This window comes from Streptomyces sp. NPDC052023 (assembly GCF_044548465.1).
In the GTDB taxonomy this organism is placed as follows: Bacteria; Actinomycetota; Actinomycetes; order Streptomycetales; family Streptomycetaceae; genus Streptomyces.
This window is the reverse complement of record NZ_JBIUBW010000001.1, coordinates 91,542-104,854: the sequence shown is the minus strand read 5'-3', so window position 1 is coordinate 104,854 and position 13,313 is coordinate 91,542. Positions and strand designations below refer to the sequence as shown.

The window sequence follows — 13,313 nt, the reverse complement described above, 5'->3', positions numbered from 1 at the left end:
TCCTCAGGATGCCGGCGGCCGCATCCGGAAGTCGTACCGCTCGGGCAGCGGTCCGCCGCCGATCCGCTCCCACAACCTCCCGATGACCTCGTCCCCTTCCCGTAGGTCGGCCACCTCGAAGCCGGCCTCGAACACCGCGCGGGCGTCCTCGGCCCGCCCCTCGGCGGCCAGCAACTCGGCCTGGAGCAACCGGAACCGGCCCCGCGCCCGCGTCGCGGGAAGGAGCCGCTCCCACACGGCCCGCGCCTGCGCCGGACGCCGTACGGCGAGCAGCGCGCCGATCGCCTCCCGGCCCAGCGCCGCCATGGCCGCCGTCCATGCCTCGCCGTCGTCACGCCGCTCCCGGCACAGGTCGTCGAAGGCCTCCCCATAGCGGTCGGCGGCCCGCTCGTGGTGGCCGCTCTCCTGGTCCGCGACCGCCAGGCACCGCAGCAACGGCCAGACGGAGGCCGCCGGCGCGAGCGCCCGCTCCCAGCTGCGCACCGCCTGCGCCCGGTCCCCGGCGTGCCACTGCGCGACCCCGAGGTGGTACTCGGCGAGGGGCGTGGCCGGAGCCGTCTCCAGCATGTCCCGCCAGTGCGGCCCGACCAGTGTCCCGCCCGGCGGCCCTACCCGGCGCGGCTCGGGAAGGGACCCGGCCCGCAGCAGGTGGAGCCACGGCGCCTGGTCGTCCCCGAGGGTGTCCTCCTCGAACGGCGTGCCCGGCAGCTTCCAGCCCCCGCTCAGCACTTCGAGCGCGCCCCAGCCCGAGCCGGTGGCGACCCGAGCGCGGGGTTCGGTGTCGGCGTACGGCTTCCAGGCCTCGTACGCCGCGGCCACGTCCGCCCGCGGCAGCACCGCCTCCAGCCGCGCCTCGGCGTCGCGGACCACGCTCGCCCAGTCCTCGCCCTCCGGGGACACGCGGAGCGGTCCGTAGGCCTCCAGCCAGGAGACCTCGCTCTCCGCCTCCAGCCGCACGTGCTCCAGCTGGGTCCGGGCGAGGCCGGCCTGGATCTCGCAGTAGCCGCCGGTGCCGGGTTCGGTGAGCCACTGCTGCCAGCGCCGCCCGCCGCTGCCCGAGCCCCACACGAACAGCTTGCGCCCGCGCAGCACGTCGGTGGACGTCTGCACGAGGCCCTGCCCGTCGGCGTCGAGCGCGGCGATCCAGGGCCGCCGTCCCTCGGGCAGCTCGTAGAAGTAGTCGGCCGGATAATCACTGTTGAGGGGATACGTCCGGTCGGTCCCGTCGTGCGCGGGGACCGGCACCCTGCGCAGCCGGCGCTCGTAGCTGAAGTTCCAGGCCTTCTCGGCCGGGGCGAGTACCCGGCACTCCTCGGGGACGGCGATGTTGGACCACCAGTAGGCCGGCACGGGCCGCTCGTGCGGGTTGCGGACGCGGACGCCCGCGTAGAGGAACCCGGAGCCCTCGGGCAGCCAGAGGTCGACCTGGAAGGGCAGGTCGCGCAGCCGTTCCCACTCCCACAGGCGCAGCATCTCCCCGCCGTCGGGGGCGGGGACGACGGCGGCGTGCAGGGGCGAGCAGGACAGGGTGGTGTGGCCGGTGGCGCCGATGTTCCATTCGACGCCGCCCGAGAACCAGGCACCGTTGAGGGCGAAGTTGGCGGGCTGGAACACCGGGTTGCGGTAGAGGAGCTCACGGCCGGACGGCAGCTGGACCAGGGAGATCAGCCGCCCGCCGAGGGCGGGGAGCACGGTGGCACGCAGCCGGTCGTTCTCGATCACCACGGCGTCGAAGTCCCGTGGTGCGCGCGCCCGTTCGTAGCCGTCCCGGACCTGCGCCGGCAGCAGGCTGCGCAGCGGGGCGTACCCGACCTGCCGTGCCATGTCCCGCGGCAGGTCCTCCCGGTCACGGTCGTCGATGCGGTGTGCCTCGTCGAGGGGGCGCAGCGGTGGCAGGGGGTTGTCCGGCCCCAACTCGGCGGCCGGGAGCGTCACTACGTCACGTCGGATCGTCGTCACGAATCACCATGGAACCCGCCCGCCGCCGAGCTGGCCAGGGGAGCCGCCGGTCAGGATTGCGCAAAGGCGTCCACCACGACGTCCGCGAGCAGCGCGCCCGCCGTGCCCTCGGGGTCGAGGTCGGGGTCGTAGATGGTGACGTTCAGGCCGGCGCAGTGAGGTGCGGCGAGCAACGGCCGCAGCAGTTCCACCAGCTGATCGGGGAGGAGACCGTCCGGGTCGGGGCTGTCGACGGCGGGCATCACGGACGGGTCGAGCACGTCGGCGTCCAGGTGCACCCAGAAGCCCTGCACCTCGAGCTTTCGTACCGGGTCCTCGTCCGCCGGTTCACGGGGAGGGACGCCGTCCTGAGAAGATCAACTATCGGTCCGCATCTCGGTGGTGAGCGCCCAGCGCTCGTGGTCGCGCCAGGCGCCGTCGATGTGGAGCATCCGGGGCGAGAAGCCCTCCAGCCGGAACCCGCAGGTGCGGGCCAGGGCGATGGACGCGGTGTTGCCGGGCTGCACGTTGATCTCCAGCCGGTGCAGGCGCATCGGCCCGAAGGCGTGGTCGATCACGAGGTTCAGCCCTTCGCGCATCAGGCCCCGCCCGGCGGCGTGCGCGAAGGCGCCGTAGCCGAGAGCGCCGCACTGGAAGGCGCCGCCGACGATGTTGTTGATGTTGATGTACCCGGCGAGGGCGCCCGAGTCCGTCTCGCACACCAGGAACCCCGCCTTCGTCGGGTCCTCGATCAGGCGGCCGGCATAGCGGGCGTAGGCCGAGGCGGTGTCCGGCGGGAAGAGCCACGGGTGATGCAGATCCTTGCTCTCCCGGACCCGTGCCGTGAACTCGGCGCCGTCCTCGTGGGTGAAGTGGCGTATGCCCACCCGGGGGCCCTCGGCGAGGTGGCGGGACGCGATGTGCGGCATCCCGCCACCCTACGACCGGCCCCCGGCCACCGCAGCCCCGGCCGTCAGTCCCGGACCGCGGGCAGCTCCAGCACCCCGGTGTCGCCGGGCGCGCTCACCACGGTCACCGGCTTGACGCCCCGGTTGCCGAAGTACGCCCCGTCACTCGCCGCGATCACGAACCGCAGCCGGTGCCCCCGCTCGTAGCGGTGCACGATCCCCGGCAGCGTCACGGTGAACGGCCGCCGCACGTCCGGCACCCGCACCGGCGCGACCAGCCGGTGCACCAGCGTCTGCGTGCCGTCGGGGGCGACGTCGTACAGCTTCGCGAACAGGACCAGTCTGTCGGCGGCGTCGCCGGAGCCCTGGGTCCGCTCGGCCGTCGGCGAGACCACCTTCAGCCGGGCCCGGGGCTCTCCCACGACCTCCACCGGCCGCCGGAGTGGCTCTCCGGTCCACGCCAGGTAGGTGCCCTTGATGTCATGCGGTGCCGCATCCGGCAGCCCGAGCATCCCGGCCAGGGAGCTCTCCGAATGGCTGGTGGGGGTCAGCCAGTTGAGGTAGCTGCGGCTGCCCCGCGCGACCTTCCGGCGGTCGTCCACGAGTTTGCCGTCGCCGGAGAGGTACAGCTTCCGCCCAGGTACGGGCAGCCGGTCGGCGGTGGCGTACCGGCTGCCGGGGTCGCCGGCCCAGTCCCGGTAGTAGGCGAAGGCGGGCCCGGTGTCGACGCCGGTCCTGTGGTGCAGATAACGGTCGAACCAGGCCAGGATCCGCCTGCCGACGTAGCTGGTCTCCAGATTGCCCGCCGCGAGGTCGAGTTCGCCCGCCGCCGGATCGCTGATGCCGCCACTGTGCCCCCAGGACTGCCAGATCATCTTCACCGGCGTGCCCCGGGCCTTGAGCGCCTTGTACGTCCTCGTGGCCTCGTCGAGGTTGAAGAGGGTGTCGGCCTGCCCCTGGACCAGCAGGGTCGGCGCCTGGACCCGGTGCAGATAGGACACCGGGGAGACGCTGCGGGCGTAGGCGAGCAGCTCCCGCGTCCGGTCGGCCGGGTAGCGGCCGGAGTTGAGGGTGCGGATGGTGTCGCAGGCCGGGGTGACGAAGTGCAGGCAGGCCAGGGAGTTGATGCGGGACGGATCGAGGCTCGGCTCCAGCAGCGGCTGGCCCTCCCCGATGAGGTAGAAGCCGTTGGTCCACTGCCATTTGAAGGCGCCGGGCACGTCGGCGGCGCCGACGGCGTTGTTCGGGTCGAGCGAGTACGCAAGGTCGTTCCAGGTGATCATCGGCACCAGGGCGTCGACGCGGCGGTCGACGGAGGCGGTGGCGAGCTGGACGGCGCCGCCGTAGGAGCCGCCGATCATCCCGACGCGCGGGTCGCCCGGCGCGTCCAGGGTGACGAAGTCGGCGCTGGTCCCGTCGTCGGCGGCGCGTTTGCCGGCCAGGAAGTCGACCAGTTGCGAGGCGGCCCGCCCGTCGGTGGCGGGGTCGTCGAGCGAGACGAGACAGCCCGAGCGGCCGAAGCCGAGCCCGGAGTAGACGAGTCCCACGTACCCGCGCTGGGCGAAGCTCCTGCCGATGGCGTCGGTGGAGCCGTCGTTCTTGCTGCCGCCGAAGCCGTTGGTGGCGAGGACGGCGGGGGCGGGCCGGGCGCTGCCGATCCCCGCGGGCCGGTAGAGGTCGGCGTCGATCGTGCAGGTCCGGCCGCCGGCCTGGACGGTGAACTTCAGGGCGGTGACGGAGTACTGGCCGGTCGCGGCGGTGGCGGGGGCGGTGAGGGCGACAGGAGCGGCGAGCGCGGCGCCGAGAGCGGCGGCGAGGACGGCACGAGATCTGGGCACACGTCGGGACACGAGACCTCCACGCTGAGGACAACCCGGATACCGGCCAGTACCTGCCGGCCGGTTGACATGCTGTGACACGTGTCAGCCGAGGTCAATCACCGTGACGGCGGTTTCTGCACGGAAACTGACGGGCACTCAGCGCAGCGCGGGCTCGTCCAGCGTCAGCGTCCCCGCCTCCGCGTCCAGTTCCGCCGCCACACCGAACGGGATCGTCAACGCCCCTTCGCAGTGCCCGAACCCGAACTCCTCGGCGACCGGAACGCCCAGTCCGCCCAGCCGGTCCACGAGCACCCGGCGCACCATCTCGTACGGGCCGCAGTCGAGCCAGGAGCCGAGCCCGACCCCGGCCACCCCGTCGAGCCATCCGGCGCGCAGCAACTGGGTCAGGATCCGGTCGAGCCGGTACGGCTCCTCCCCCACGTCCTCGATCATCAGCAGCCCGCCCCGGGCACCTGCCCGGGCGTGCGCGGTGCCCAGCTCGGCGGCGAGCAGGCTCACACAGCCACCGAGGGTCACGCCCCGGGCCCGCCCGGGCACCAGGGCGGCACCGCCGGAGGCGATCGTGCGGACCGTCTCCGGCGCGAACAGCGTGGCCTTCAGATGGTCCTGCGCCCGCGCGTTCTTGATGAAGTCCACGCCCGCCGCCATCGGCCCGTGCAGCGTGACCAGGCCGAGCCGGGTGGCGAACGCCTCGTGCAGCGCGGTGACGTCGCTGAAGCCGACGAGCACCTTCGGTCCGGCCGCCCGCAGCGCGTCCCAGTCGAGCAGGTCGGCCATCCGCTGCACCCCGTACCCGCCGCGGGCGCACAGCACGGCGGCCACGGACGGATCGCACCAGGCGGCCTGGAAGTCGGCGGCCCGGTCGGCGTCCGTGCCCGCCAGATAGGGGAACTCGGCGTGCCGGTCCAGCACATGGGGTGCCACCACCGGGTCGAGGTCCCAGCCGCGCAGCACGTCGAGCCCGGCGCTCAAGCGCTCCTCGGGCACCGGCCCGCTCAGCGCGACGACGGCCACCCGCGCGCCGGGAGCCAGCCGGGGCGGACGCAGGAGTTCCTTCACTTGCTCAGCTCCAGCGTCGCGACTTCGGGCGGGGTCAGCCCGAACACCTGGGCATACAGCGAGAGTTCGGCCTCCAGGGCGCGGATCATGGTGTCCGCCCGCCGGAACCCGTGCCCCTCGCCCTCGAAGGCGATGTACGCGTGCGGCACCCGCCGCCCCTCCATCTCCTCCAGGAACCGCTCGCACTGGGCGGGCGGGCAGATCACGTCGTCCAGGCCCTGAAGCAGCAGGAAGGGGGCGGTGATCCGGTCGGCGTGCCCGGCGGGCGAGCGCTCCGCGTACCTCCCGGGAACCTCGGCGAGCGGTCCGACCAGGCTCTCCAGGTACTGCGACTCGAAGTCGTGCGTCTCCCCGGACGCCCAGCCGGCCAGGTCGAGGATCGGGTAGATGATCGTGCCGCAGGCGTAGACGTCGGTCATGGTGAGCGACGCGGCCGTGGTCCAGCCGCCCGCGCTGCCGCCGCGCACGGCGAGCCGGTCGCGGTCGGCGGTGCCCTCCTCGGCGAGGGCGAGCGCGACGGCCGCGCAGTCCTCGACGTCGACGACGCCCCACTGCTCGCGCAGCCGCTCCCGGTACTCCCGCCCGTAGCCGGTCGAGCCGCCGTAGTTGACCTCGGCGACCCCGATGCCGCGCGAGGTGAAGTAGGCGATCGAGAGGTCGAGGACGAGCGGGGAGCGGCTGGTCGGGCCGCCGTGCGCCCAGACGACGTACGGCGGCAGCTCGGCGCCGGGCGGGGTGCAGCCGGGGTTGTGCGGCGGGTAGACGTGCGCGTGGACCTCGCGCCCGGCGGGTCCGGTGAAGGTGCGGATCTGCGGTTCCGGGTAGAACACCGGGTCCACCACGTCGTCGTGCTCGGCGCCGACCACCCGGGCCCGGCCGGTACGGGCGTCCAGTTCGACCACCTCGTAGGCGCTGCGCGGGCTGGCGCCGACGGCGACGACCCGCTCGCCGTGCACCGCGAGGGCGGGCGTGAACTCGGTCCAGGGGCCGGCCGCGTCGACGACCTCTCCGGTCTCCGGGTCGAGTATGCCGAGGGCGGTGGCGCCGCGGCCGTGCACGACGGCGATCAGCCCGCCGTCCAGCGGGGCGAACCAGCGGCTGCCGATCCGCCACAGCGGGCCGCCGAACTCCTCCTCGCGCGGGCACAGCGGCTCGCCGTCGCGGTAGAGGTTCCACCAGCCGGTGCGGTCGCTGACGTACAGCAGGGCGCCCTCGGCGTCGAACTCGGCTTGCGCGACGGCCTCCCGCGGGCCGCCGGCGACCGTGCGGGGGTCGGTCAGCGTGCCGTCGTCCGTCACCTCGGCGAGCACCAGCTCGGTGCCGTCCCACGGCATCCGCGGATGGTCCCAGGCGAGCCACGCCGCGAGCCGCCCGTCCGGCGAGAGCCGGGGCCCGGTGACGAAGCGGTGCCGGCCGTCGCTCAGTTCGCGTACGGCGTCCCGGTCGCCGGCGGCGGAGCCGTCCAGCGGCACGGCGGCCAGTACGCGCCGCACGTCGGTGGGCCCGTCGCCGGTGAACTCCTCCAGCACGCACCACACCTCGCCGCGCTCCACCCGCAGCTGCGGATCCGCCCACCGCAGCCCGCCGCCCACCGCCGACACCGGTGTCAGCGGGCGCGGCTCGCCGCCCTCCTCGTACCGGTACAGACGCTGGTCGGCGAAGTGCACGAACACCACGACCGGACGACCGTCGACCAGGGCACCGGCCCAGGGCTGCCCGCCGTACTCGATGACGCGGCTGCGCACGTTCCACGGCGCGGGCAGCACGGACTCCTCCGTGCCGTCGGCGTGCCGGCGCACCAGGGTGCGACGGCCCCCCTCGGTGGGCCGTGGCTCGGTCCACCACGCCTCGTCGCCGACGAAGCCCACGTACTCCGGGTGCCCGTCGTGCGCGGCGGCGAGGGCCGCGTCGATGGGCGTCGGCCAGGAACCGTACGGCAGGGTCTGCACGTTCTCCCCCATGTGGTCAGGCGTCCCGCAGGAACCGGTCGAGGACCCGCACCCCGAAATGCAGCGCCTCGACGGGCACCCGCTCGTCGACGCCGTGGAAAAGGGCCTGGTAGTCGAGGCCCTCGGGCAGCTTCAGCGGCGCGAAGCCGTAGCCGGTGATGCCGAGCCGGGAGAACTGCTTGGCGTCGGTGCCGCCCGACATGCAGTACGGCACGACGTGCCCCTCGGGGGCGAACTCCTCGACGGCGGCCCGCATCCTCGCGTACGTCGGCGAGTCCAGCGGGGCCTGGAGCGCCACCTCGCGGTGCTCGAACTCCCAGTCCACGTCCGGCCCGGTGAGGAGGTCGAGGGTGTCCTTGAACTCCTGCTCGGCGCCGGGCAGATACCGCCCGTCGACGTGGGCCACGGCCTCGCCCGGAATGACGTTGATCTTGTATCCGGCGTCCAGCATGGTCGGGTTGGCGCTGTTGCGGACGGTGGCCTCGACGAGCTTGGCGGCCGGCCCGAGCTTCTCCAGCAGCCTGTCGACGTCCCTCAGGTCGCCGTCGACGCCGTACAGCGCGGCCAGCTCGGTGAGTGCCGCACGCACGGTCGGGGTCAGCCGCAGCGGCCACTCGTGCGCGCCGATCCGCGCGATCGCGGCGGACAGCCGGGTCACCGCGTTCTCGCGGTTCACCTTGGAGCCGTGCCCGGCCCGCCCGCGCGCGGTCAGCTTGAGCCAGCCCGTGCCGCGCTCGCCGGCCGCGATCGGGTAGATCTCGCGGCCCGCCCCGTCATGGAAGGTGAACGCCCCGGACTCGCTGATGCCCTCGGTGCACCCCTCGAACAGCCCGGCGTGCCGGTCGGCGAGGAAGCCGGAGCCGTCGACGGCGCTGGCCTCCTCGTCCGCGGTGAACGCGACGACGATGTCCCGCCGGGGCCGGACGCCCTCGCGGGCCCAGGACCGCACGACGGCGAGGATCATCGCGTCCATGTTCTTCATGTCGACCGCGCCCCGGCCCCAGACGACCCCGTCACGGACCTCCCCGGAGAACGGGTGGACGCTCCAGTCGGCGGCCTCGGCCGGCACGACGTCCAGGTGCCCGTGCACCAGCAGCGCGTCGGCGGACGGGTCGCTTCCCTCGATCCGGGCGACCACGTTGGTGCGGCCCCTGGTGCGCTCCAGGAGCGTGGGCTCCAGGCCCGCCTCGGCCAGCCGGTGAGCGGCGTACTCGGCGGCGGGCCGCTCCTGGCAGTCGCCGCCGCCCCGGTTCGTGGTGTCGATGCGGATGAGGCCGGAGGTGAACTCCACGACCTCGTCCAGCGCCTGTTGATCAGCCATACTGCTCCTCCACGGCGGCCGAGACAACGGTGGTGACCGCCTTGAAGGTGCGGATCCCCTCGTACATGGTCGCACTGGTGTACGCCACCTTGCGCTCCCCGGTCCGGCCGACGCCCGGCACGACGGTCGCCGCCATGGCCAGGTGCTCGGCGTCGAACTCGACCGCGACCGTGTACGGGCCGGAAGCGACCGGTTCGTACCGCACGGCAAGCGGGGCCGCCTCCTTGGCGGCGGCCCGGATGTCGGCGGCGGTCCTGGCCGGCGTGCGGCACACGGCCGCGTACCGCGACACATGGTCCTTCACGGCGACCTTGAGCGCCTCGGGCGCGTACCCGAGCGCGTCCTCGCACGCCACGTCGTCGCCGGTCACCAGCACCACGGGCACCCCGTACTCGGCCACGACATGCGCGTTCAGCAGACCCTCGCTGGCCCGGACGTCGTTCAGCCACACGCCGGTGATGGAGTTGGCGAGGTAGGTGTGGGCGAGGACGCCCTCCGCGCCGGCGGCGGCGTGGTAGCCGACGAAGGCGATCCCGTCCACGTCGCCGCGCTGCACGCCCTCGACCATCGACAGCGACTTGTGCCGCCCGGTGAGCATCTGCACCCGCTCGTCCAGCTGCTCGAGCAGCAGGTTGCGCATGGTCCAGTGGGCCTCGTTGACCAGCACCTCGTCGGCGCCGCCGTCGTAGAAGCCGAGCGCCGCCGCGTTCACGTCCGAGGTGAACAGGGAACGGCAGCGCTCCCACTGGGGTGTGCCGGGCAGCACGTCCGCCGGCCAGGTGACACCGGTGGCGCCCTCCATGTCGGCACTGATCAGGATCTTCATGAAGCGTCACGTTACGCGGAGATTCGGCGGGCGACCAGGACGGGGTACGCGCAGCCCGTACGCCGCCCGACCCTACGCCCGCGTGCACATCCGTGTCACCCGGTGCGGCCCGCGAGCAGCCACCTCGACGGCAGCTCGATCCGGGTGCCGTCGGGCCCCGTCTCCGTGGTGGTGAGCGGCAGCTCGCCGCTCGCCAGCACGGTCAGGCCCGCCGCGGTCAGGTACTCGGGCACCGCGGCGTCCGCGACCTCGCCGGGCGCGATGCCGTGCCGGAAGACCGGCGCGAGCTTGGCGGGCGGACCGGCCGGGCTCTGTGCCAGGCCACGCAGGAGGGGCCCGGCGGCCTCGGCGAGCTCGACGAGGAAGACCCGGCCACGCTCGCCGACAAGGGTCGCGATCCCGTCGGCGAGCGGCTGCCGGTCCCCGGGCTCGCACTGGTGCAGCACGCCGCGCATGTACACATTGGCGTCGCCGAGCTGCGTGCGCAGCGCCTCCACCTCGGCCTTGTCGGCCGCGTCCAGCTCGCGGTAGGTCGCCTGACCGGCCGGATCCGCCTGCTCGGCGTGCGCGACGGCCGCCGCGGACAGGTCGGCGCCGAGGACGCGCGGGAACCGCCCGGCGAGGAAGCGGGTCTGGGTGCCGTTGCCGCAGCCCAGGTCGACCATCGGCAGCCCGGGGTCGGCCAGCAGCGGCTCGAACAGGGCCACGTGCCGTCCCGCGGTCAGCGCGGGCTCGGCGTCCCAGAACACGGAGCCCGGCCCGCCGGGCGCTTCGCGCCAGAACCCTTCCCAGGCCGCCCGGTACCGACTCGTCACACTCATGGCCAACTCCCCAGGTCCGAGACCGATTTCCCGCCGCGGGCGACGGGCCAGTACGGTCTACCGCGCCCGGCGCGTGGCCACAAGGACACGGCGCGCAGACGGCGCATACCTTCACGCCGCGTTCGACCGGAGTACGCCGTCCTGAAGGACGGTTCAGCGACCCGGCAGCGTGAGTTCGAACCAGACGGTCTTGCCCTCCTTGGTACGGCTGGCGCCCCACTCACGCGCGAGGGTGCTCACCACCCGCAGCCCGCGGCCCGTCTCGTCGAGCGGTCCGGCGCTGAGCAGCGTCGGCAGGTCGTGATCGTCGTCGTCCACCTCGCACAGCAGGGTGTCGCCGCGTACGAGGCGCAGTACGACCGGCCGGCGGTGGGAGTGCCGTACCGCGTTGGTGACCAGCTCGCCGGCCATCAGCTCGGCGCTCCCGGCCAGCGCGGGAAGGCCCCACGCGTGCAGGTGCTCGCGGACCACCGCGCGGGCCCGGCCGACCTCGGCCGGATCAAGGGGGAAGCGCCACTCCGCCACGTCGCCGGGTTCGATGCCGCCCAGGCGGGCCATCAGCAGGGCCACGTCGTCCTTGCGTCCGCCGCGTGCGCCCAGGGCGCGGATGATCGTGTCGCAGGCGTCGTCCATGGACGCCGCCGGGTGGGCGGCCGACTCGCACAGCGTGGCGAGCCCGACACCGATGTCCTCGCCGCGCATCTCGACCAGCCCGTCGGTGCACATCACCAGGCGGTCACCGGGCTCCACGCGCACGCGCACCGCCTCGAACGGCACCCCGCCGACACCGACGGGCGCGCCGGTGGGCAGATCGAGCAACTCGCTGCGGCCGTCGGCGGCGCGGACCAGCACGGGCGGGATGTGGCCCGCGTTGGCGAGGTACAGCTCGCCCGCGATCGGGTCGTACACGGCTTACACGCAGGTCGCGAGATAGCCGTCGCCGAGCCGCTGGGCGAGGTCGTCGAGGTTGCGCAGCAGCTGCGCGGGCGGCAGGTCGAGAGCGGCCATGGTCTGCACGGCCGTGCGCAACTGGCCCATCATGGCGGCCGAGTTGAGGCCGTGACCCATGACGTCGCCGACGACGAACGCGGTGCGCGCGCCGGGCAGCTTCACCGCGTCGAACCAGTCGCCGCCCACCCGCCCGAGCAGGGTCCCGGGCAGATAGCGGGTGGCGATGTCACAGCCGGACATGCGGGCCGGGATGTGCGGCAGCATGCTGTCCTGGAGGGTCTCGGCGACGCTCTCCTGGAACGTGTACATGCGCGCGTTGTCGAGCACCAGTCCCGCGCGGGCGGCGAGTTCGGCGCCGGTGACCCGGTCCATGTCGTTGAACTCGGCGCGCTCGGGGTGCCGCAGCAGGACCATGAACCCGAGTACGACATGACGGGCCTTCAGCGGTACGACGAGCATGCTGCGGCCCGTGATCAGCGGCCGGATGTCGCGCTTTTCGAACTGCGAGGCGATGGCGTGACCCATCGCCTCGCTGATCCGGGGCACGAGGACGGGCTCGCCGGTCGTCATGCACTGGAAGAACGGCGTGGCCGCCGGGAACGGCATGGCCTCGCCGACGGGGACGACGTCGTCCCAGCGGCCCGGTTCGTCGGTGTGCTCCAGGGCCACCCGGTGCCACATGGTGGTGGTGTCCGGCACGCCGTCCGGGAAACCCTCACCGGCGACGACCTGTTCGCGCAGATAGGTGCCGGCGACGTCGGTGAAGCGGGGCACGACCGCCCTGCTGACCTCCACGATCGTCCGGGCCAGGTCGAGCGAGCTGCCGATCCTCCCGCTGACCTCGTTGAGGAACTCCAGACGCTCGCGTACGGCGGCGTACTCCAGGTCGCCGGCCTCGTCGCGCAGCTCCTCGGGAACGGGCGCACCGGCGGCGATGGCCCGGGCGAGCCGCGCACGCCGTGCCGTGCGGTCGGCACGCCGGGGCACGCCCCAGTCGGGGGTGACCGGAACCCGGTCGTTCTGACTGAACTCCAGTACGGGGTAGCCCAGTTCGAGGACCTGCCCGACGATGCGGGCGCTCTCACCGACGCTCATGCTGGGCAGGATGTCGGGGAGCCTGCGGGCCAGTTCGTCGGCGCCGGGGAAGTCGGTGTGCAGGGCGAAGGCGGGCGAGATCCGCTCGGCGGGCGCGCCCTCGCCCCCGTCGGTCACCCGCAGCGCGGCGGCGTCGGCGGCGAGCACCAGCAGCCGCTCCGCTCCGGGTCCCACCAGCGGATACGCCCACCACAGCACGTCGATCCTGCGACCATCGGGCACGGTGAGGCGGGCGTTGCCCGCGGCCGGGTAGGACAGTCCGCCGTCGAGCGAGGCCCCGAGGTCCGGACCGAGACCGTCGGACGCCCCGTAGGGTCCGTACGGCGAGGGGTCCTGGTGCGCCGGCAGTGCGCCGGAGACGGGCAGCAGGTCGCTCACCGGGCGGCCTGTGGCGGACTCCTTGGCGGTGCCGAACAACCGCCGCGCGCCGGTGCTCCAGTGCGACACGAGGCCCTCGCGGTCCACCACGACCACGGCCAGCGGGACCCGCCCCGCCGGCGTGCCGCTCCCGGCCGGGTGGCCGGGAGGTGCCTCCCGGTCGGTGCCATGCTCCACGGCCCAGGCCCTCTCTCCACGGCTGTGCAAGATCTGTGCCCCGGCTCAC

8 protein-coding genes and 2 pseudogenes are annotated in these 13,313 nt (G+C 73.6%); all 10 read right to left on the bottom strand.

Features of this window, described 5'->3' with window-relative positions:
* Positions 1–3: 3 nt before the first annotated feature.
* The 10 genes and pseudogenes from ACIHCM_RS00435 to ACIHCM_RS00390 all read right to left on the bottom strand — a co-directional run bounded on the left by ACIHCM_RS00435 (position 4) and on the right by ACIHCM_RS00390 (position 13,264).
* Complete coding sequence (locus tag ACIHCM_RS00435) at positions 4–1,959, bottom strand: DUF5107 domain-containing protein (protein WP_399887221.1); 1,956 nt, start codon at positions 1,957–1,959, stop codon at positions 4–6.
* A 50-nt stretch (positions 1,960–2,009) separates the two neighbouring features.
* Positions 2,010–2,252 (bottom strand): annotated as a pseudogene (locus ACIHCM_RS00430) (arginase family protein); the annotation flags it as partial.
* A 63-nt stretch (positions 2,253–2,315) separates the two neighbouring features.
* Positions 2,316–2,867 (bottom strand): GNAT family N-acetyltransferase, encoded by a 552-nt coding sequence (locus ACIHCM_RS00425; protein ID WP_399887219.1) that lies wholly within the window; start codon positions 2,865–2,867, stop codon positions 2,316–2,318.
* Between the two features lie 44 nt (positions 2,868–2,911).
* Positions 2,912–4,696: a CocE/NonD family hydrolase gene (locus tag ACIHCM_RS00420; protein ID WP_399887217.1), complete on the bottom strand. Its 1,785-nt coding sequence runs from the start codon at positions 4,694–4,696 to the stop codon at positions 2,912–2,914.
* 126 nt (positions 4,697–4,822) lie between these two features.
* A complete protein-coding gene (locus ACIHCM_RS00415) occupies positions 4,823–5,746 on the bottom strand; it encodes an LD-carboxypeptidase (RefSeq protein ID WP_399887215.1) in 924 nt (307 codons plus the stop codon).
* Positions 5,743–7,707, bottom strand: coding sequence for a S9 family peptidase (locus tag ACIHCM_RS00410; protein ID WP_399887213.1), 1,965 nt, complete (start codon positions 7,705–7,707; stop codon positions 5,743–5,745). The genes ACIHCM_RS00415 and ACIHCM_RS00410 overlap by 4 nt, the downstream gene beginning before the upstream one ends.
* Positions 7,708–7,711: 4 nt before the next feature.
* Positions 7,712–9,016 carry a M20/M25/M40 family metallo-hydrolase gene (locus ACIHCM_RS00405; protein WP_399887211.1) on the bottom strand — a complete coding sequence of 435 codons (1,305 nt, stop codon included), beginning with the start codon at positions 9,014–9,016 and terminating at the stop codon, positions 7,712–7,714.
* Positions 9,009–9,842 carry a M55 family metallopeptidase gene (locus ACIHCM_RS00400; protein ID WP_399887209.1) on the bottom strand — a complete coding sequence of 278 codons (834 nt, stop codon included), beginning with the start codon at positions 9,840–9,842 and terminating at the stop codon, positions 9,009–9,011. Before ACIHCM_RS00400 ends, ACIHCM_RS00405 begins: the two co-directional genes overlap by 8 nt.
* A gap of 95 nt (positions 9,843–9,937) precedes the next feature.
* Positions 9,938–10,663 (bottom strand): class I SAM-dependent methyltransferase, encoded by a 726-nt coding sequence (locus ACIHCM_RS00395; RefSeq protein ID WP_399887207.1) that lies wholly within the window; start codon positions 10,661–10,663, stop codon positions 9,938–9,940.
* Positions 10,664–10,816: 153 nt separating this feature from the next.
* Positions 10,817–13,264 (bottom strand): annotated as a pseudogene (locus ACIHCM_RS00390) (SpoIIE family protein phosphatase).
* Positions 13,265–13,313: the final 49 nt, after the last annotated feature.

Coding starts and splice junctions, on each gene's coding strand:
- ACIHCM_RS00410 (WP_399887213.1), bottom strand. CDS start 7,707: ATGGGGGAGAACGTGCAGACCCTGCCGTACGGTTCCTGGCCGACGCCC.
- ACIHCM_RS00395 (WP_399887207.1), bottom strand. CDS start 10,663: ATGAGTGTGACGAGTCGGTACCGGGCGGCCTGGGAAGGGTTCTGGCGC.
- ACIHCM_RS00425 (WP_399887219.1), bottom strand. CDS start 2,867: ATGCCGCACATCGCGTCCCGCCACCTCGCCGAGGGCCCCCGGGTGGGC.
- ACIHCM_RS00405 (WP_399887211.1), bottom strand. CDS start 9,016: ATGGCTGATCAACAGGCGCTGGACGAGGTCGTGGAGTTCACCTCCGGC.
- ACIHCM_RS00400 (WP_399887209.1), bottom strand. CDS start 9,842: ATGAAGATCCTGATCAGTGCCGACATGGAGGGCGCCACCGGTGTCACC.